We start from the raw sequence: 18,020 nt of genomic DNA, 5'->3' as shown, positions 1-18,020 counted from the left end.
GCTACACGTTGAAGTAGCTGCGGAGGTCCTCGACCTTGTCCTTGCGCTCCCAGGTGAACCCTTCGTCCTCCCGGCCGAAGTGGCCGTGGGCGGCAGTCCGCTGGTAGATGGGACGCTTGAGGTCCAGGCCGTTGATGATGCCCAACGGACGCAGGTCGAAGACTTCCTGCACGGCGTCGGCAATCCGCGCCGGGTCCACCGTTTCGGTGCCGAAGGTTTCGACGTAGATACCTACGGGGCGGGCCATGCCGATCGCGTAGGCAATCTGGATTTCCGCGCGCCGCGCCAGGCCGGCGGCAACCACGTTCTTGGCTACCCAGCGCATCGCGTAGGCGGCCGAACGGTCGACCTTGCTCGGATCCTTGCCGCTGAAGGCACCGCCGCCGTGGCGGGCGAACCCGCCGTAGGTGTCGACGATGATTTTCCGGCCGGTGAGGCCGGCGTCACCCACGGGGCCGCCGATAACGAAGGGGCCGCCGGGGTTGATGATGTGCTCGACGGCGGAGATGTCCAGGTCGGTGCCGGCCAGTACCGGGTTGACCACGTATTCCACCATGTCGGCACGCAGCTGCTCCAGGTCCAGGTCGGCGGCGTGCTGGGTGGAAACGACCACGGAGTCAACGGAAACCGGCCGGTCGCCGTCGTATCCCACGGTGACCTGGGTCTTGCCGTCCGGGCGAAGGTACGGCAAGGTTCCGTCCTTGCGGACGGTGGTGAGGCGTTCGGAGAGGCGGTGGGCGAGCCAGATCGGCGTCGGCATCAGTACCGAGGTCTCGTCACTGGCGTATCCGAACATAATGCCCTGGTCCCCCGCGCCCTGGGCGTCGTAGGGGTCAACGACCTTGCCGGTCCGGTTCTCCAGGGAGTTGAAGACTCCGGAGGCGATTTCCGGGGACTGCTGGCCAATCGAGACGGACACACCGCAGCGGGCGCCGTCGAATCCGTTGGCGGAGGAGTCATAGCCGATGTCCAGGATGGTGTCGCGGACCAGCTGCGGGATTTCGACGTAGCCCTCGGTGGTCACTTCTCCAGCGACGTGCACCAGACCGGTGGTCACCAGGGTTTCCACGGCGACCCGGGACTCGGGGTCGACTTTGAGTAGGCCGTCCAGGATGGCGTCACTGATCTGGTCACAGATTTTGTCCGGGTGGCCCTCGGTGACGGATTCCGAAGTGAAAAGGCGCAGGTTGGACTGCGGCTTAGGGGGGAAAGAAGTAGGAGTCACGGGATTTACTCTACCGGGCGGCACCGACCATCCCGGCACGGGCCGGGCTGCGGCGTCAGTCGCTGCGGGCGGCGAGTTCCGCCGCAATCCGGGCGACGATGCGGGCGGATACGTCCGCTTTGGTCCCGGCCACGCTTTCCACTGCTTCCTGCCCAGAGTCGGCGGGTGAGAGAATCCTCACCTCGGTCTCGTCCTGGCCGAAGACCAGGGAGGTGCCGACGCGGTTGAGCACCAGCAGGTCGCAGCCTTTACGGGCCAGTTTCTTGCGGCCGTATTCCAGCACGTCGCCGTTGGCGTCGCCGGTTTCGGCGGCAAAGCCGACAATGAGTTTCGGAATGCCGGTCCCGGCCGTGTCGCGTGCGTGGACGAGTTCCTGCAGGATGTCCGGATTACGGACCAGGGTGATGACGGGGTCCGCTTCGTCGTCGCGCTTCTTGATCTTGGTGTCCACCACCTCGGACGGACGGAAGTCCGCCACTGCAGCGGCCATGATGACGACGTCGGAGTCCGCGGCTGCGGCGTGGGCCGCGGCACGCAGTTCAAGGGCTGTTTCCACCCGGACCAGCTCGACGCCTCGTGGAGCCGGAACGTCCATATGCGCTGCGATCAGCCGGACCCGGGCACCGGCGGCCAGTGCGGCTTCCGCCAGGGCTGTCCCCTGCTTGCCGGAGGACCGGTTGCCGAGGAACCGTACCGGATCCAGCGGTTCACGGGTGCCGCCGGCTGTGATGGTGACCGTGGATCCGGTGAGGACGCGCGTGGCTTCGGCTGCGCCGTCGTCGACGGCGGCCAGTGCGGCGGCGAAGATTGCTTCGGGTTCCGGCAGGCGGCCGGGACCGGTGTCCTTGCCGGTCAGCCGTCCGATGCCGGGTTCCAGGACGACGGCGCCCCGGCTGCGCAGCGTGGCAACGTTGGCCGCCGTCGCGGGATGGGTCCACATCTCGGTGTGCATCGCCGGAGCGAAGACCACGGGACCGCGGGCCATCAACAGGGTGTTGGTCAGCAGGTCATTGGCCTGGCCGCCGGCGGCCCGGGCCAGCAGATCGGCCGTGGCCGGGGCCACCACAATCAGGTCCGCCTCATGGCCGAGCCGCACATGGTTGACCTTCTCCACCTCGTCAAAGACCGAGGAGGAAACGGGATTGCCGGAGAGAGCCTCCCAGGTGGCCACTCCGACGAACTGCTTGGAGGATTCGGTGGGGACAACGGTGACGTTATGCCCGGCCTCGGTGAAAAGCCGCAGCAGCGACGCAGCCTTATAGGCGGCAATGCCGCCGCCAACGCCCAGCACTATGCGCACGCTGCCGCCTCCCCCTGTGGTTGCTGAGCTTTACTCGGCGCTCTCGCTCGGACGCGACACGAGCATGCCGTCGTTGATCTCGCGCAGGGCGATGGACAGCGGCTTTTCGTTCAGCTTGGTTTCCACCAGCGGGCCGACGTACTCGAACAGGCCCTCGTGCAGCTGGGAGTAGTAGGCGTTGATCTGGCGGGCGCGCTTGGCACCGTAGATGACCAGCGCGTACTTCGAGTCGGCTACGTTCAGCAGGTCGTCGATCGGCGGGTTGATGATGCCTTCAGACACAGGGTTCTCCAAAATTCTTGAACGGGATTCGCGGTTTGTCAGCGCGTGCGCGGACTGATTCCCATGAGTGATACAAGCTCAGCTGCAGCCCGCTGGACGTCGTCATTAATGACGGTGTGATCGAACTCGGACTCGGCAGCAAGTTCCAGTTTAGCGGTTTCCAGCCGTTGCTGCTGCTCTTCGGGCGTTTCGGTTCCGCGTCCTACCAGCCGGCGGACCATTTCGTCCCACGACGGCGGTGCCAGGAAGACGAAATTTGCGTCCGGCATGGACTTCTGAACCTGCCGGGCACCCTGCAGATCGATCTCGAGCAACACGCTTCGACCTTCAGCCATGGCTGCCTCAACGGTGCGCCGCAGAGTTCCGTAGCGGTTGCGGCCGTGGACCACGGCCCACTCGAGCATCTGGTCCTGCTCGATCATGGCATCGAACTCCTCGGCGCTGACGAAGAAGTAATGCACGCCGTCTTCTTCACCCGGCCGGGGGGCGCGGGTGGTGGCCGACACGGAAAGCCAGACCTCCGGATAGTTGTCACGGATATAGGTGGATACAGTGCCTTTGCCAACTGCGGTTGGACCTGCAAGAACTGTCAGCCGCGGTTGCGACACGTAAACCTCATTCACTCGTTAATTCACTGATAACTGCTTGCCTCAATGGGTCTCCAGCAGGTCGATCAGCGCCTTGCGCTGATGCACACCCAACCCCCGGACCCGGCGGGTCGGCGCTATACCTACCGTAGCCATTATTCCAGCTGCGCGGCGTTCCCCCACACCGGGCAGGGCGCGCAGCAGGTCCATGACCTTCAGCCGGCCTATGGCTTCCTCCCCAGAGCGGGACAGAATGACCTCTTCGATACTGAGATCTCCGGACTTGACGCGGGACTTCACCTCGGCGCGTACGGCCCGGGCGGCTGTGGCCTTTTCCCGCGCCCGCGTACGCTCGGCTTCTGTCAGTGGCTTGAGGTTCAAGGGACACTCCCGGACGAAGACATACCGCTGGCAGCGGCACTGCTGGTAGGTCCGAACTTATCCGCAACCGAAGCCCAATTGCAATGGAAACCGCTTGGCACCGGAAGCTTCACGACTACCCCTCGGATGCCAGTTCCCGGGCTGCCTCATGTGCCGCCCGGCGCAGTGCCTGGGGATCGGGTCCGGCCCGCAGGATGCCCCGGCTGGAGGTGGCCAGGACATTCGGGTAGGCCGCGGCGAACGTCGCGCGCAGGCCGGCAGCCGTGGCTCCCTGTGCTCCCAGCCCGGGGGCCAGCACCGGCGCCCGGGAGCCTGCGAGATCGATGTCCAGGTCCGCCAGGGCAGTGCCCACAGTTGCCCCCACCACCAGCCCTACGGAGCCCAGACCCGCCGACCCACCTGTTTCCGCACCGGAGCCCGGACCGGCGTTTTCCGCCGCCACGGCATCCACGATCCGCGCCGCCACGGCACGTCCGGCCAGGGGCGGTCCGCCCGCATGCTGTACGCCGGCCCCTTCCGGATTCGAGGTCAGGGCCAGGACAAACACTCCGCGGCCGGTCGCTGCCGCCAGGTCCAGGGCCGGACGCAGGGAGCCGAACCCGAGGTAGGGGCTCAGCGTCACCGCGTCGGCTGCCAGCGGCGAACCGTCGCGCAGCCAGGCGTCGGCATAGGCTGCCATGGTAGAGCCGATATCGCCGCGCTTGGCGTCGGCGATGCTGAGCACTCCAGCCTCCGCACAGGCGGCCAGCAGGCGTTCCAGGACGGCCATGCCGGCCGACCCGTGGCGTTCATACAACGCCACCTGGGGCTTCAACGCGGCGGCCTGCTCCCCCACCGCCTCCAGGACGGTGAGGGAGAAGCGCTCCACCCCGGCGGCGTCATCGTTCAGGCCCCAGTCCGCCAGCAGCCCGGGATGCGGATCAATGCCGACGCACAGCTGCCCCCGGCGGTCCATCGCCGCCCGCAGGCGGGTGCCGAAGGCAGAACGTACGGCCGGTCCCGCCTCAGGCACCGGTGGCGGCCTTCAGCCGGGCCGCGTGTTCCTGCAGGGAGGTGACGTCCCATTCGTAGGAGCGCATGGCCTCGATCGCCTGGACGGCCGCGCCGAACTCGGAGACAGTGGTGACCACCGGGCAGCCGATCGACGTCGCGGCGGCACGGATCTCGTATCCGTCACCGCGGGCCTGGCCGCCGGAGGGAGTGTTCACCACCAGGTTGATTTCGCCGGCGGTGATCAGGTCCACCACGGTCCCCTCCCCGTTCGGTCCGGCGCCCTCGCCGACCTTGCGCACCACGGTGGCGGTGATGCCGTTGCGGCGCAGCACCTCGGCCGTGCCGCCGGTGGAGAGGATCTCGAAGCCAAGGTCGCTCATCAGCTTCACCGGCATGATGATCGAGCGCTTGTCACGGTTCGCGACCGAGACGAAGACCTTGCCCGCGGTGGGCAGGGCACTGTTCGCGGCGGCCTGGGATTTGGCGAAGGCCGTGTCGAAGTACTTGTCGATGCCCATGACCTCGCCGGTGGACCGCATTTCCGGGCCCAGCAGGGAGTCCACCACGGTGCCTTCCGGCGTGCGGAAACGGCTGAACGGCAGCACCGCTTCTTTCACGGACACGGGGGCATCCAGCGGAAGGGTGGATCCGTCGCCGTCGGCGGTCAGCTTCCCGGCCGCCCGCAGCTCGGCAATGCTGCTGCCGGTGCCGATCAGCGCCGCGGCCTTGGCCAGCTGGACGCCGGTGGCTTTGGACACGAACGGCACCGTGCGGGAGGCCCGCGGGTTCGCTTCGATGACGTAGAGGATGTCCGAGGCCAGGGCGAACTGGATGTTGATCAGGCCGCGGACGCCGACGCCGGCCGCGATCACCCGGGTGGCCTCGCGGACCCGGTCGATCACGTCGGTGCCGAAGGTAATCGGCGGCAGCACGCACGCGGAGTCGCCGGAATGGATGCCGGCTTCCTCGATGTGCTCCATGATTCCGCCCATGTAGAGGTCGGTGCCGTCGAAGAGCGCGTCGACGTCGATCTCGATGGCGTCTTCCAGGAACCGGTCCACCAGGACAGGATGGTCCGGGGTGATCTCCGTGGCATTTGTGATGTAGCGGGACAGGTTCGCTTCGTCGTACACGATCTCCATGCCGCGGCCGCCCAGCACGTAGGACGGGCGGACCAGCACGGGGTAGCCGATCTCGTCCGCTACGCGCTTGGCGTCCTCGAAGGACACGGCGGTGCCGTTCTTCGGGGCGGTCAGCCCACCCTCGTCCAGCACCTGCTGGAACGCTCCTCGGTGTTCGGCCAGGTCGATCGCCGCGGGAGAGGTGCCCAGGATCGGCACTCCGGCGTCGGCCAGGGCCTGCGCCAGCTTCAGCGGTGTCTGCCCGCCCAGCTGGACAAAGACGCCCAGCACACCGCCGGTGCGCTGCTCCGCGGCGATGACCTCGAGGACATCCTCCAAGGTCAGCGGCTCGAAGTAGAGCCGGTCGGAGATGTCGTAGTCGGTGGAGACCGTTTCCGGGTTGCAGTTGATCATCACGGTCTCGTGGCCGGCCTCGCGCAGCGCCATGGTCGCGTGGACGCAGGAGTAGTCGAACTCAATGCCCTGTCCAATCCGGTTCGGCCCGGAGCCGAGGATGATGATGGACGGCCTGGCGTGCTCGGCCACCTCGTCCTCCTCGTCGTAGGAGGAGTAGTGGTACGGCGTGTAGGCGGCGAACTCGGCAGCGCAGGTATCCACGGTCTTGTAGACCGGGCGTACGTTCAGTGCGTGCCGGACACCGCGTATGACCGCTTCGGGGGTGTTGGTCAGCGCGCCGATCTGCTCGTCGGAGAAACCGTGCCTCTTGGCCAGGCGCAGGATGTCCTCGTTGACCGACGGCGCTGAACGGATCTGCTCCGCCGTTTCATTGATCAGCACCAGCTGGTCCAGATACCAGGGGTCGATGCCGGTGGCGTCGAAGAGCTGCTCAATGGACGCCCCGCCCAGCAGCGCCTGCTGCACCTGCTGCAGGCGGGCGGTGGTGGGCCGTTTGGAAGCTTCAATGAGTCCAGGCACATCGGCGGCATCGACCGGGTCGAAGGACAGCGTGGCGCCCCTCTGTTCCAAGGAGCGCAGCGCCTTCTGCAGTGCTTCGGTGAAGTTGCGGCCGATCGCCATGGCTTCGCCCACGGACTTCATCGTGGTGGTCAGGGTGGGGTCCGCCGCGGGGAACTTCTCGAACGCGAACCGCGGGACCTTCACCACCACGTAGTCCAGGGTGGGTTCGAACGACGCCGGGGTCTTCTTGGTGATGTCGTTCGGGATCTCGTCCAGGGTGTAGCCGAGGGAAAGCTTGGTGGCGATCTTGGCGATGGCGAAGCCGGTGGCCTTGGAGGCCAGGGCGGAGGAACGGGAGACGCGCGGGTTCATTTCAATGACGACCACCCGGCCGGTGTCCGGTTCGATGGCGAACTGGATGTTGCAGCCGCCGGTGTCCACGCCCACTTCGCGGATGACCGCGATCGCGATGTTACGCAGCTTCTGGTACTCGCGGTCGGTGAGGGTCATGGCGGGGGCCACCGTGATGGAGTCCCCCGTGTGCACACCCACCGGGTCGAAGTTCTCGATGGAACAGACAACCACCACGTTGTCGTTCTTATCCCGCATCATTTCCAGCTCGTATTCCTTCCAGCCGAGGATGCTCTCTTCGAGCAATACCTCGGAGGTGGGGCTGTACTGGATGCCGGCCCCGGCGATCCGGCGCAGGTCCTCGGCGCTGTACGCCAGGCCGGAGCCGAGGCCTCCCATGGTGAAGGAGGGGCGGACCACCATCGGGTAGCCCAGCTTCTCCGCGGCGGCGAAGGCTTCGTCCATGCTGTGCACAATGATCGACTTGGCCGATTCGGCACCGCAGCGTTCGACGACGCCCTTGAACTTTTCGCGGTCCTCACCGAGTTCGATTGCGGCGATGTTCGCGCCGATCAGCTCCACGTTGTACTTCTCCAGGGCGCCGCTCTTGTCCAGCGCGATGGCGGTGTTCAGGGCGGTCTGCCCGCCCAGGGTGGGCAGGATGGCGTCGGGGCGTTCCTTGGCGATGATCTTCTCGACTACCTCCGGGGTGATCGGTTCCACGTACGTGGCGTCGGCGAACTCCGGATCGGTCATGATCGTGGCCGGGTTGGAGTTCACGAGGATGACCCGCAGGCCCTCCTCCTTGAGCACCCGCAGCGCCTGCGTGCCGGAATAGTCGAATTCCGCTGCCTGGCCAATGACGATCGGGCCGGAGCCGATGACCAGGACGGACTTGAGGTCGGTTCTGCGGGGCATTAGATGCTTTCCTTGCTTTTGCTGGCGGCGCTGGACGCCATAAGGTCCACGAAGCGGTCGAAGAGGTAGGCCGAGTCGTGCGGTCCGGCGGCGGCTTCGGGATGGTACTGGACCGAGAATGCGGGGATGTCCAGGCAGGCGAGCCCTTCCACGACGTCGTCGTTCAGGCTCACGTGGCTGACCTCCACCCGGCCGTAGCGGGCCTCGGGGGCGGTGACGGGTCCATCCAGCGGGGCGTCGACGGCGAACCCGTGGTTCTGCGAGGTGATTTCCACCTTCCCGGTCCGCCGGTCCATCACGGGCTGGTTGATGCCGCGGTGGCCGTAGCGCAGCTTGTAGGTGCCGAATCCCAGCGCGCGGCCGAGGATCTGGTTGCCGAAGCAGATGCCGAAGAACGGGATCCGGGCGTCCAGGACCTCGCGCAGCAGTTTCACCTGCACGTCGGCGGTGGCCGGGTCGCCGGGGCCGTTGGACATAAACACACCGTCCGCGTTCAGGGCGGTGATGTCCTCGAAGGTGGAGGCGGCGGGCAGCACGTAGGTGCGGATCCCCCGCTCGGCCAGGCGTACCGGGGTCATCGACTTGATGCCCAGGTCGATGGCCGCCACGGTGAACAGCGGCTCCTTGTCCCAGCCGTGGTCGGCCGGGTCGATCAGGTACGTTTCATCCACGCTGACCTCTTCGGCCAGCCGGGCGCCTTCCATGCCCTGCTGGGCGCGGACCTCGGCGAGGAGCTCGGCGTCCGGACGGCCGGCGTCGGGTCCGGAGAAGATCCCGGCTTTCATGGCGCCGCGTTCGCGCAGGTGCCGGGTCACGGCGCGGGTGTCGACGCCGGAGATGCCGACGACGCCCTGCTCCGCCAGCTGCTCGTCCAGGGTGGACTCGGACCGCCAGCTGGAGGGCCGCCGGGCGGCGTCGCGCACAATGTACCCGGCCACCCAGATGCGCCGGGACTCGGCGTCGTCGCCGTTGACCCCGGTGTTGCCGATGTGCGGAGCCGTCTGGACCACGAGCTGGCGGGCGTAGGACGGGTCGGTGATGGTCTCCTGGTAACCGGTCATGCCGGTGGCGAAGACTGCTTCGCCCAGGGCGGTTCCCTGCGCGCCGTAGGCACGTCCGCGGAAGGTACGCCCGTCCTCAAGCATCAGGACGGCGGGCGTGGGATTGATGATCTCGTGCACTGTCACAGTTGTTCCTCGTTAGGGGTGGCCGTTTCCGGCAGAAGCTCGGTGATTGCGGTGACCAGGGGTGTCTTGTCCTCGGCGGAGCGGGTGCGGAAACCGGTATCCACGCGTTTGGAGCCCAGCTGCCAGGTCACGGTAACCAGTCCCTCCTTTTCCACGAATTTCCCGGCCATGCCGCGCTCGAGGCGGACCCCGTGCAGGTCCTGCCGGGGGATCCAGAGATCGTCGGCGCCGGAGCGGGCAAAAAGCACGCCTTCGGGAAAGACGGCGGCGGTGGCATTGGACTTGAACCCCAGGCCGTACAGGGCCACGCGGTCCAGCCAGTCACCGGCGGTGGTGGTGGCGACGTACTGGCCCAACGCCTGGAATCCGGGATCCGACAGCTCCTCCGGCAGCGCCTGGGGACGGGGAATGTCCTGTTGGCGTCGTCGCCGGCCGCGCCAGCCCAGGGCGAACAGGCCCAGGACCACGATTATGAGGGCGGCCAGGCCCAGGAAGAAAAAGACCAGTTCCATCAGGATTCCTTTACGGCAGCGGGGTGGGGCGAGTTCAATCTGCCGTCCAGGACGGTGGGGTGGCCGGCGTAGAACACCGCTTCGACTCCACCGGGCAGTTCCAGTCCGGCAAACGGACTGTTGCGTCCCTTAGTTGCCATCTTAGAAGGGTCGACCCTCCGACGCGCAGAAGGGTTCACCAATATGACGTTGGCTGGTTCACCGGCGGCGAGGGGCCGGCCCTGGGACGGCAGCCGTCCGATCTGGGCCGGCGTCGTGGACGTGACCCGCGCGAAGCCGGCCCAGTCCATCAGCCCGGTGTCGATCATGGCGTGCTGCACCACCGACAGGGCGGTTTCCAGGCCGGTCATGCCCATGGCGGCGTTCGCCCATTCGCCTTCCTTGTGCTCGCTCGGGTGCGGGGCGTGGTCGGTGCCGACGATGTCGATGGTGCCGTCGGCCAGGCCGCGGCGGACCGCCTGGACATCGGCTTCGGTGCGCAGCGGCGGGTTCACCTTGTAGACGGGATCGTAGGTGCGCACCAGCTCATCGGTCAGCAGCAGGTGGTGCGGGGTGACCTCGGCGGTCACCTGGATGCCGCGGTCCTTGGCCCACCGGAGAATCTCGACGGACCCGGCGGTGGACACATGGCAGACGTGCAGACGGGATCCGGTGTGCCGGGCCAGGAGGACGTCCCGGGCGATGATGGATTCCTCCGCAACGGCAGGCCAGCCGGCCAGTCCTAGGACGGCGCTGACCTCCCCCTCGTTCATCTGCGCATCCTCGGTCAGCCGGGGTTCCTGCGCATGCTGGGCAATGACGCCGTCGAAAGCCTTGACGTATTCGAGGGCACGGCGCATCAGCACCGGATCCGAAACGCATTTGCCGTCGTCGGAAAAGACGCGCACCTGCGCCCGGGAATCGGCCATTGCGCCCAGTTCGGCCAGCTGCCCGCCGTCCAGGCCCACGGTGACCGCCCCGACCGGGCGCACATCCACCCAGCCGGCCCGCTCCCCCAGGCTCAGGACCTGTTCCACCACGCCGGCGGTATCGGCGACGGGCATGCTGTTGGCCATGGCATGGACGGCGGTGAACCCGCCCAGCGCCGCGGCCCGGGAACCCGTTTCCACTGTTTCGGCATCCTCCCGGCCCGGTTCGCGGAGGTGCGTGTGCAGGTCCACCATGCCGGGCAGGGCGATCAGGCCGTCCGCCTCAAGGACGACGGCATCCGTCGGCACCGGCAGCACGGGGGCGACGGCCGTGATCAGGCCGTCCTCGATGAGGATGTCCGCGCGTTCGGCGCCGAGCACGGAGGCGCCGCGGATCAGATAGCTGCCGGTGGTGGTTGTGGGACTCATTGGGGCTGCTCCTGCGGAGTGGATGCGGGGCTGTTCTCACCGGAGAGCAGCAGGTAGAGGGCAGCCATGCGTACGGCGACGCCGTTGCTGACCTGTTCCAGGACGGTGGAGCGGGGTGAATCAGCCGCACGGGCGGAAATTTCCAGGCCGCGGTTCATGGGTCCCGGGTGCATGATGATGGTGTCTTTCAGGCCCATGGTGTCCAGCCGGTCCAGCCGGACATCATCCAGGCCCCAGCGGCGGGAGTACTCGCGGACCGAGGGGAAGAAGGCCGAGTGCATCCGTTCCCCCTGGACGCGCAGCATCATCACCACGTCCGGTCCGGCAGAGAGGGCTTCGTCCAGGTCGTAGCTGACGGTGCACGGCCAGCTTTCGACGCCGAACGGCAGCAGCGTGGGCGGCGCCACCAGGGTCACCTCGGCGCCCAGGGTCCGGAGCAGCCACAGGTCCGAGCGGGCCACCCGGGAGTGCAGCACGTCCCCGACAATCATGACCTTCATGCCGGCCAGGTCGGTGCCGGAAGAGGGGATGCCGTGCAGCCCCGCCCAGTGCCGGCGCATGGTGAAGGCGTCAAGCAGCGCCTGGGTGGGGTGCTCGTGTGTTCCGTCCCCGGCGTTCAGGACGGCAGCGTTAATCCAGCCGGACGTGGCCAGCCGCGCCGGTGCCCCGGAGGAGCCGTGGCGGATCACCACGGCGTCGGCCCCGATGGCAGCCAGCGTCTGCGCGGTGTCCTTCAGCGACTCGCCCTTGGACACCGAGGAGCCTTTGGCGGAGAAATTGATGACGTCGGCCGAGAGCCGTTTTGCGGCGGCTTCGAAGGATATCCGGGTGCGCGTGGAATCCTCGAAGAAGAGGTTCACCACTGTGCGACCGCGCAGGGCAGGTAGCTTTTTGACCTCCCGCTCCCCTACCGCGGCCATCTCCTCGGCCGTGTCCAGGATGGCCAGGGCATCCCCGCGGGGCAGGTCCCTGGTGGAAAGCAGATGCCTCATGCAGGGCCCTCGATGACAACCTCGTCTGTGGCCGGTTCACCTGTGGCGGCGGTGTCGCTCTCCGTCAGCCGGACCCGCACCTGCTCCCGGGACGCGGTGGGCAGGTTCTTCCCCACATGGTCGGGGCGGATGGGCAGCTCCCGGTGCCCGCGGTCAACCAGTACCGCCAGCCGGACGATGCGCGGCCGGCCCAGGTCCACCAGTGCGTCCAGTGCCGAGCGGATCGTGCGGCCCGAATACAGCACGTCGTCCACCAGGACCACTACTTTGTCGTCGATTCCGGTCACCGGAACGCGGGTGGCATACGGAGGCCGGGTGGGCCGGCGGGCAAGATCGTCCCGGAACATGGTGACGTCGAGCTGGCCCGTGATGGCAGCGGGATCAACGCCCGGGGCGGCTGCGGCGATTTTGGCGGCGAGGCGCCGGGCCAGCGGATATCCGCGGCGTGGAATGCCCATTAGGACCAGGTCCTCGGGTCCCTTGTTCGCCTCGAGGATCTCGTGGGCAATGCGCGTCAGGGCGCGGTCAATGTCAGCTGAAGACAGAACGGTACGGGTGGATACGGCGTCGTTGCCCGTCATTTCCGCTTCCTCCTTCCCCGCCTCACAGGACGGAATTTAAAGGTTGAATGCGCCTTCAAGCTATCACAGGGCATACCGGCGTCCGCCGGGTGCGGGGTATGCCCGCCGGCGAACTATCCTGACTGCTATGACCAGGTCCCGAACATGAGCCTTCCCGATCCCGTCCGTACGCATCCCGCGCCTCCCGGCTACGGACCCGCCCACGGTTCCGCCCCCGTCCAGCCGTTCTGGACGCCTCCGGCGCCACGGCGGGATAAGGGGCTGGCTGCCATGGTGGTGCTGACGGTGCTCTCCGCTGTGGTGCTGGCCTGGGTTGGCCTGTTCCTGCTCAGCCGCCTTGGCCCGCCGGCCTTCATTATCTGCGGCTTCCTGGCCTTGGTGCCCCTGGCCATCTGTGGCCTGGGGATCCGGTGGGTGGACCGCTGGGAGCCGGAACCCCGCAGCGCCCTGCTGTTTTCCTTCCTCTGGGGTGCCGGGGTTTCGGTCGCGGCTGCCCTGCTGGTCGGCCCGTACGTCACGCTTGCGCTGCTGCAGGTGGTGCCGGCAGGTACAGCCGACCTGGTGGGCCCGGTGGTCCAGGCCCCGGTGGTGGAGGAAACGGCCAAGGGGCTGGGAATTCTCCTGCTGCTGCTGGTCCGCCGGCGGATCTTTGACGGGCCGGTGGACGGCATAGTGTTTGCCGCCGCGGTGGCTGCGGGCTTCGCCTTTACGGAGAACATCCTCTATTTCGGTTCGGCACTATTGGCCGCCGGCCCGGACACCGTCTACCAGCTCGGTTTTACCTTCATCCTCCGCGGGCTGCTCTCCCCCTTCGCGCATGTGCTGTTCACCGCCTGCACCGGGCTCGCCCTGGGCCTGGCATCGCGCCGGGCGGGCAACGCCTGGATTCTGCCCGCCTTTGTCATCGGACTGATTCCGGCGATCCTGGGGCACATGCTCTGGAACGCCGGACCGGCGTTGCTGTTCGGGGACTTCTTCCTCTTCTACTTTGTGCTCCAGGTACCCTTCTTCGCCGCAGCGGTCACCGGCGTCTGGCTGTTGCGCCGGGCTGAACAGCGCCTGACGAGGCGCCGGCTGGCGGAGTACGCTTCCGCCGGCTGGTTCACTCCCGCGGAAGTGGGGATGCTGTCCACGGGGTCCGGCCGGCGCCAGGCCATGGGCTGGGCCCGGGCCAGCGGCGTGGCTCCGGTGATGAAGGAATTCATCCGCCGCGCCACCCGGCTCGCGTTGACCCGGCAGCAGATTGCCGCCGGCCGCGACGTTGCCACGAACCTGGAAACCGAACGGGGCCTGCTGGGTGAAATTACGGCGATCCGGACCGGCATGCTGGCGGGACAGCGGCTCCGCTAACGCAAAAAGACCGGCCCCGAGGGGCCGGTCTTTTTGATGTTCTGTCTACGCCAGCAGGGACGGCTTCAGTTCCTGCAGCCGGCCCAGGAGGCCGTTGATGAAGGCCGGGGATTCGTCCGTGGAGAGTGCTTTCGCCAGTTCCACGGCTTCGCTGATGGCCACCTTGTCGGGAACGTCGTCGTTGTAGAGAAGTTCCCACGTGCCCAGGCGGAGAATGATGCGGTCCACCGAAGGCATGCGATCAAGCGTCCAGCCCTGCGAATATGTGCTCAGGAACTCGTCGATCTGCTCCTGCATCGCAACCACGCCTTCCACCAGGTCCATGGTGTAGGGGTTGATGGTCTGGTCGGTCTTTTCGCGGCGGGCCCGAATGGCATCGAAGGCCGACATCGAACGCTGTTCGGCTTCGAAGAGGACCTCCAGTGCCCGGGTCCGTGCTTTACTGCGTGCGCTCACTCGTTAACGCGTCCCAGGTAGTCGCCGGTGCGGGTGTCAACCTTGACCTTGGTGCCCTGTTCCAGGAACAGGGGCACCTGGATCTCGTAACCGGTCTCGATGGTGGCGGGCTTCGTGCCGCCGGTCGAGCGGTCGCCCTGCAGGCCCGGCTCGGTGTAGGTGATTTCCATGGTGACCGACGGCGGCAGCTCGATGTACAGCGGCGAACCTTCATGGATGGCGATGGTGACCATCATGGACTCCATCATGAAGTTCGCGTTGTCACCGACGATCTTGCCGGGAACCGTCAGCTGGTCGAAATCGGAGGTGTCCATGAAGACGTAGTCTTCGCCGTCCTGGTACAGGTACTGGTAATCGCGGCGGTCCACCGTGGCGGTCTCGACCTTGATGCCGGCGTTGAACGTCTTGTCCACTACCTTGCCCGAGGTCACGTTGCGCATCTTGGTACGGACGAACGCACCACCCTTGCCCGGCTTCACGTGCTGGAACTCGATGATGCTCCAGAGGTTGCCTTCAAGCTTCAGCACGGTGCCGTTCTTGATGTCGTTGGTCGTCGCCACAGTTTCTCTTCCGTTGTTCGTCAGTCGTTAGTCAAAGTACGTTTTATTCAAGTCCGTCGACTATTCTACCCGGTCGCGCCGAACCTACAGGCTGAGGCGGATTCCGCCCTGCGGCTCGGAAGCGATTTCCTGGTAGGCGGCGAACAGCAGCGAGGTGTCCGGGACCTCCAGCATGGACGGTTTCGCCAACCCGTCCAGCACGACGAACCGCAGCAGGTCGCCGCGGGACTTCTTGTCCCGGCGCATTCCGTCCAGCAGCGCGGACCAGCGGTCCTTACGGTAAGTAACAGGAAGGCCCAGGGAGGAAAGGATCTCCTTATGGCGGTCTGCCGTGGCGTCATCGAGCCGGCCTACGGTCCGGCCCAGCTCCGCGGCAAAGACCAGCCCCACGGACACTGCGGCGCCGTGCCGCCACTGGTAGCGCTCGGCCAGTTCGATGGAATGGCCCAGGGTGTGGCCGTAGTTCAGGAATTCCCGCCGGCCGGATTCACGCAGGTCGGAGGAAACGATGTCGGCCTTGACCCGGATGGAGCGTTCCACCAGTTCGCGGACGACGTCGGACGCGCCGTCGGCCACTGCCTCCAGGTTCGCTTCGACCAGGTCCAGGATGGCGGGGTCGGCAATGAAACCGCACTTGATGACCTCGGCCATGCCGCTGAGCAGTTCGTTCTTCGGCAGGGTGGCCAGGGCGTCAAGGTCAGCGAGGACGCCGGCCGGCGGGTGGAAAGCGCCCACCAGGTTCTTGCCTTCGGCGGTGTTGATGCCGGTCTTGCCGCCCACTGCGGCGTCCACCATGCCCAGCAGGGACGTGGGGATATGCACCACCTTGATGCCGCGCAGCCAGGTGGCCGCCACGAAGCCGGCGACGTCGGTGACGGCTCCGCCGCCGACGGCCACGATGGCATCGGACCGGGTGAAGTCATTCTGGCCCAGGACCTGCCAGCAGAAGGACGCCACTTGGATGTGCTTGCCCTCTTCGGCGTCCGGAATTTCGGCCGTGACAGCGGTCAGGCCCGTCGCGGCAAGCTCGTCGCGCACCGTGTCGCCCGTGGTGCGCAGGGCGCGCGGGTGGATGACCAGGACGCGGCGAACGCGCTCACCGAGCATGTCCGGCAGCCGGGCGAGCAGCCCATTGCCTACGACGACGTCGTAATTGTCAGCGGGGGTGGAGCCGGTCACCGGGATGATCGTCGGTTCGGAGGGCATCTAGTCTTCTCCTTGGGTGAGGACGGAAGTCAGCCGGTCAATAATGGCCGGAATGGTAAGTCCCCTGGTGTCAATGGTGATGTCGGCCAGGGATTCGTAAATGGGGCGGCGGACATCCGCCAGTTCCTGCCAGCGCCGGACCGGGTCCGGTGCCAGCAGTGGACGGTGGCCTGCGCGGGTGATCCGCGGAAGCACGGTGGCAAGGTCCGTATCCAGAAACACTACCGTGGCGGCGTCCAGCAGCTGCTGCGTCCCCGGGTCCAGCACTGCGCCGCCGCCCAGCGAAATCACTGTGGGAACGGGTGTCTCCAGTGCAGCGGCAACGGTCCTGGCTTCGACGGCACGGAAATAGCCTTCGCCATAGGCACTGAAAATACCGGCAATGGGTCCGTAGCGCGCCACCACGGCTTCGTCGGTGTCCAGGAAGGGCATTCCCTGCCGGGCTGCGTAGCCGCGCCCGACCACGGATTTTCCGGCAGCCATAAAGCCCATCAGGACCAGGTGCCGGCCTCGGGGCGGGACGTTCCTAGAGGACATCGGTGCCGGCGGATTCCAGCGGCTCAGGGATGGCGGCCAGGTAGGCGCGGAGGTTCCGGGCGGTTTCCGGCACGGAGTCGCCGCCGAACTTCTCGATCACGGCTTCGGCCAGGACCAGCGCAACCATGGCTTCGGCGACCACTCCGGCAGCCGGCACCGCGCACACGTCCGACCGCTGGTGGTGGGCGCGGGCCGGCTCGGAGGTACGCACGTCGACGGTCCGCAGGGCGCGCGGCACGGTGGCAATGGGTTTCATGGCAGCCCGCACCCGCAGCAGTTCGCCGATGCTCATGCCGCCCTCGATACCACCGGCGCGGTTTCCGGAGCGGACCACACGGCCGTCGGCATCCTGGAGAATCTCATCGTGGGCTGCGGAACCGCGGCGGGCAGCGGTGAGGAAGCCGTCACCCACCTCCACGCCCTTGATGGCCTGGATACCCATCAGCGCCCCGGCGATCCGCGCGTCCAGCCGGCGGTCCCAGTGGACATAGCTGCCCAGTCCCGGCGGCAGCCCGTAGGCCAGGACCTCGACCACTCCCCCAAGCGTCTCGCCCTCCTTGTGCGCCGCATCGACTTCGGCCACCATCGCCGTGGAGGTACCCGCGTCAAAGCAGCGCATCGGATCGGCGTCGAGGGCGTCCACGTCGCCGGGCAGCGGCAGCACCGCCGTCGCCGGCACCATCACGCCGGCAATGCCCACGGTGTGGCTGACCAGTTCTATGCCCAGCTGCTTCAGGAACGCCGACGCCACGGCGCCGAGGGCCACACGGGTGGCAGTTTCCCGGGCACTGGCGCGTTCGAGGACGGGCCGTGCCTCGTCAAAGCCGTATTTCTGCATGCCGGTGAAATCTGCGTGTCCGGGGCGGGGCCGGGTCAGGGGCGCGTTACGCGCGGAATCGGCGAGGACGGCAGGATCCACAGGATCGGCGGCCATCACCTGCTCCCATTTGGGCCACTCGGTGTTGCCGATTTCGATCGCTACCGGGCCGCCCTGGGTGAGGCCGTGGCGGACGCCGCCCAGGATGCGCACGGCATCCTGTTCAAATTTCATCCGCGCGCCACGCCCATAGCCGAGCCGGCGGCGGGTCAGGGCAGCCTGGACGCGTGTGCTGTCCACTTCCACACCCGCAGGGACACCTTCAATAATTCCGACCAGTGCCGGTCCATGGGACTCACCGGCGGTCAACCAACGCAACATGCTTTCAATACTGCCATGCCCGGCACGG

Annotated in this window: 18 protein-coding genes; 1 reads left to right on the top strand and 17 read right to left on the bottom strand. The window is 66.9% G+C overall.

Annotated features, from left to right (window positions below; all coding sequences use genetic code 11):
* Window position 1 precedes the first annotated feature (1 nt).
* From metK to pyrR, 12 genes are all read right to left on the bottom strand, one after another.
* The gene (gene metK, locus QNO10_RS06575; RefSeq protein ID WP_229948525.1) at window positions 2–1,225 is read right to left on the bottom strand and encodes a methionine adenosyltransferase; all 1,224 of its coding nucleotides are present in this window, start codon (window positions 1,223–1,225) and stop codon (window positions 2–4) included.
* Between the two features lie 55 nt (window positions 1,226–1,280).
* On the bottom strand, window positions 1,281–2,525 hold the full coding sequence (coaBC, locus tag QNO10_RS06570; RefSeq protein WP_229948530.1) for a bifunctional phosphopantothenoylcysteine decarboxylase/phosphopantothenate--cysteine ligase CoaBC: 1,245 nt from the start codon (window positions 2,523–2,525) through the stop codon (window positions 1,281–1,283).
* A 30-nt stretch (window positions 2,526–2,555) separates the two neighbouring features.
* Entirely contained in the window at window positions 2,556–2,819 is a 264-nt protein-coding gene (gene rpoZ / locus QNO10_RS06565) for a DNA-directed RNA polymerase subunit omega (RefSeq protein WP_231707475.1), read from the bottom strand.
* A 26-nt stretch (window positions 2,820–2,845) separates the two neighbouring features.
* Window positions 2,846–3,430 (bottom strand): guanylate kinase, encoded by a 585-nt coding sequence (gene gmk, locus QNO10_RS06560; protein ID WP_284162437.1) that lies wholly within the window; start codon window positions 3,428–3,430, stop codon window positions 2,846–2,848.
* A 27-nt stretch (window positions 3,431–3,457) separates the two neighbouring features.
* Complete coding sequence (mihF, locus tag QNO10_RS06555; RefSeq protein WP_229948535.1) at window positions 3,458–3,775, bottom strand: integration host factor, actinobacterial type; 318 nt, start codon at window positions 3,773–3,775, stop codon at window positions 3,458–3,460.
* A gap of 115 nt (window positions 3,776–3,890) precedes the next feature.
* Complete coding sequence (pyrF, locus tag QNO10_RS06550; protein ID WP_283995880.1) at window positions 3,891–4,787, bottom strand: orotidine-5'-phosphate decarboxylase; 897 nt, start codon at window positions 4,785–4,787, stop codon at window positions 3,891–3,893.
* On the bottom strand, window positions 4,780–8,076 hold the full coding sequence (gene carB, locus QNO10_RS06545; RefSeq protein WP_229948537.1) for a carbamoyl-phosphate synthase large subunit: 3,297 nt from the start codon (window positions 8,074–8,076) through the stop codon (window positions 4,780–4,782). The genes pyrF and carB overlap by 8 nt, the downstream gene beginning before the upstream one ends.
* Window positions 8,076–9,221 (bottom strand): glutamine-hydrolyzing carbamoyl-phosphate synthase small subunit, encoded by a 1,146-nt coding sequence (gene carA, locus QNO10_RS06540; protein ID WP_229948921.1) that lies wholly within the window; start codon window positions 9,219–9,221, stop codon window positions 8,076–8,078. Before carA ends, carB begins: the two co-directional genes overlap by 1 nt.
* A 38-nt stretch (window positions 9,222–9,259) precedes the next feature.
* Window positions 9,260–9,775 carry a PH-like domain-containing protein gene (locus QNO10_RS06535; protein ID WP_229948540.1) on the bottom strand — a complete coding sequence of 172 codons (516 nt, stop codon included), beginning with the start codon at window positions 9,773–9,775 and terminating at the stop codon, window positions 9,260–9,262.
* Entirely contained in the window at window positions 9,775–11,112 is a 1,338-nt protein-coding gene (locus QNO10_RS06530; protein ID WP_229948542.1) for a dihydroorotase, read from the bottom strand. Before QNO10_RS06530 ends, QNO10_RS06535 begins: the two co-directional genes overlap by 1 nt.
* The gene (locus QNO10_RS06525; RefSeq protein ID WP_229948544.1) at window positions 11,109–12,104 is read right to left on the bottom strand and encodes an aspartate carbamoyltransferase catalytic subunit; all 996 of its coding nucleotides are present in this window, start codon (window positions 12,102–12,104) and stop codon (window positions 11,109–11,111) included. The genes QNO10_RS06530 and QNO10_RS06525 overlap by 4 nt, the downstream gene beginning before the upstream one ends.
* The gene (gene pyrR, locus QNO10_RS06520; RefSeq protein ID WP_229948546.1) at window positions 12,101–12,685 is read right to left on the bottom strand and encodes a bifunctional pyr operon transcriptional regulator/uracil phosphoribosyltransferase PyrR; all 585 of its coding nucleotides are present in this window, start codon (window positions 12,683–12,685) and stop codon (window positions 12,101–12,103) included. The genes QNO10_RS06525 and pyrR overlap by 4 nt, the downstream gene beginning before the upstream one ends.
* 144 nt (window positions 12,686–12,829) lie before the next feature.
* Between pyrR and QNO10_RS06515 the strand changes: the two genes are divergently transcribed.
* Window positions 12,830–14,035, top strand: a complete 1,206-nt coding sequence (locus tag QNO10_RS06515; protein WP_229948548.1) for a PrsW family intramembrane metalloprotease — start codon at window positions 12,830–12,832, stop codon at window positions 14,033–14,035.
* Between the two features lie 45 nt (window positions 14,036–14,080).
* Here the strand turns inward: QNO10_RS06515 and nusB are convergent, their stop codons facing one another.
* The 5 genes from nusB to aroC form a co-directional block, all read right to left on the bottom strand.
* Complete coding sequence (nusB, locus tag QNO10_RS06510; protein ID WP_229948550.1) at window positions 14,081–14,491, bottom strand: transcription antitermination factor NusB; 411 nt, start codon at window positions 14,489–14,491, stop codon at window positions 14,081–14,083.
* Complete coding sequence (efp, locus tag QNO10_RS06505) at window positions 14,488–15,051, bottom strand: elongation factor P (RefSeq protein ID WP_227911484.1); 564 nt, start codon at window positions 15,049–15,051, stop codon at window positions 14,488–14,490. The genes nusB and efp overlap by 4 nt, the downstream gene beginning before the upstream one ends.
* 84 nt (window positions 15,052–15,135) lie before the next feature.
* Complete coding sequence (gene aroB / locus QNO10_RS06500) at window positions 15,136–16,257, bottom strand: 3-dehydroquinate synthase (RefSeq protein WP_229948553.1); 1,122 nt, start codon at window positions 16,255–16,257, stop codon at window positions 15,136–15,138.
* Entirely contained in the window at window positions 16,258–16,794 is a 537-nt protein-coding gene (locus tag QNO10_RS06495; protein WP_229948555.1) for a shikimate kinase, read from the bottom strand.
* Entirely contained in the window at window positions 16,784–17,992 is a 1,209-nt protein-coding gene (gene aroC, locus QNO10_RS06490) for a chorismate synthase (RefSeq protein ID WP_229948557.1), read from the bottom strand. The genes QNO10_RS06495 and aroC overlap by 11 nt, the downstream gene beginning before the upstream one ends.
* Window positions 17,993–18,020 lie beyond the last annotated feature (28 nt).

Origin of the sequence: Arthrobacter sp. zg-Y919, from assembly GCF_030142045.1 — a bacterium.
In the GTDB taxonomy this organism is placed as follows: Bacteria; Actinomycetota; Actinomycetes; order Actinomycetales; family Micrococcaceae; genus Arthrobacter_B.
The sequence above is the reverse complement of the archived record's forward strand: the minus strand, read 5'-3'. Positions and strand labels throughout refer to the sequence as shown.

What these genes read in the sequence shown, in the direction of transcription:
- carB (WP_229948537.1), bottom strand. Translation starts at nt 8,076, where the DNA reads ATGCCCCGCAGAACCGACCTCAAGTCCGTCCTGGTCATCGGCTCCGGC.
- carA (WP_229948921.1), bottom strand. Translation starts at nt 9,221, where the DNA reads ATGCTTGAGGACGGGCGTACCTTCCGCGGACGTGCCTACGGCGCGCAG.
- QNO10_RS06535 (WP_229948540.1), bottom strand. Translation starts at nt 9,775, where the DNA reads ATGGAACTGGTCTTTTTCTTCCTGGGCCTGGCCGCCCTCATAATCGTG.
- QNO10_RS06530 (WP_229948542.1), bottom strand. Translation starts at nt 11,112, where the DNA reads ATGAGTCCCACAACCACCACCGGCAGCTATCTGATCCGCGGCGCCTCC.
- QNO10_RS06525 (WP_229948544.1), bottom strand. Translation starts at nt 12,104, where the DNA reads ATGAGGCATCTGCTTTCCACCAGGGACCTGCCCCGCGGGGATGCCCTG.
- pyrR (WP_229948546.1), bottom strand. Translation starts at nt 12,685, where the DNA reads ATGACGGGCAACGACGCCGTATCCACCCGTACCGTTCTGTCTTCAGCT.
- QNO10_RS06515 (WP_229948548.1), top strand. Translation starts at nt 12,830, where the DNA reads ATGAGCCTTCCCGATCCCGTCCGTACGCATCCCGCGCCTCCCGGCTAC.
- aroB (WP_229948553.1), bottom strand. Translation starts at nt 16,257, where the DNA reads ATGCCCTCCGAACCGACGATCATCCCGGTGACCGGCTCCACCCCCGCT.
- QNO10_RS06495 (WP_229948555.1), bottom strand. Translation starts at nt 16,794, where the DNA reads ATGTCCTCTAGGAACGTCCCGCCCCGAGGCCGGCACCTGGTCCTGATG.
- aroC (WP_229948557.1), bottom strand. Translation starts at nt 17,992, where the DNA reads ATGTTGCGTTGGTTGACCGCCGGTGAGTCCCATGGACCGGCACTGGTC.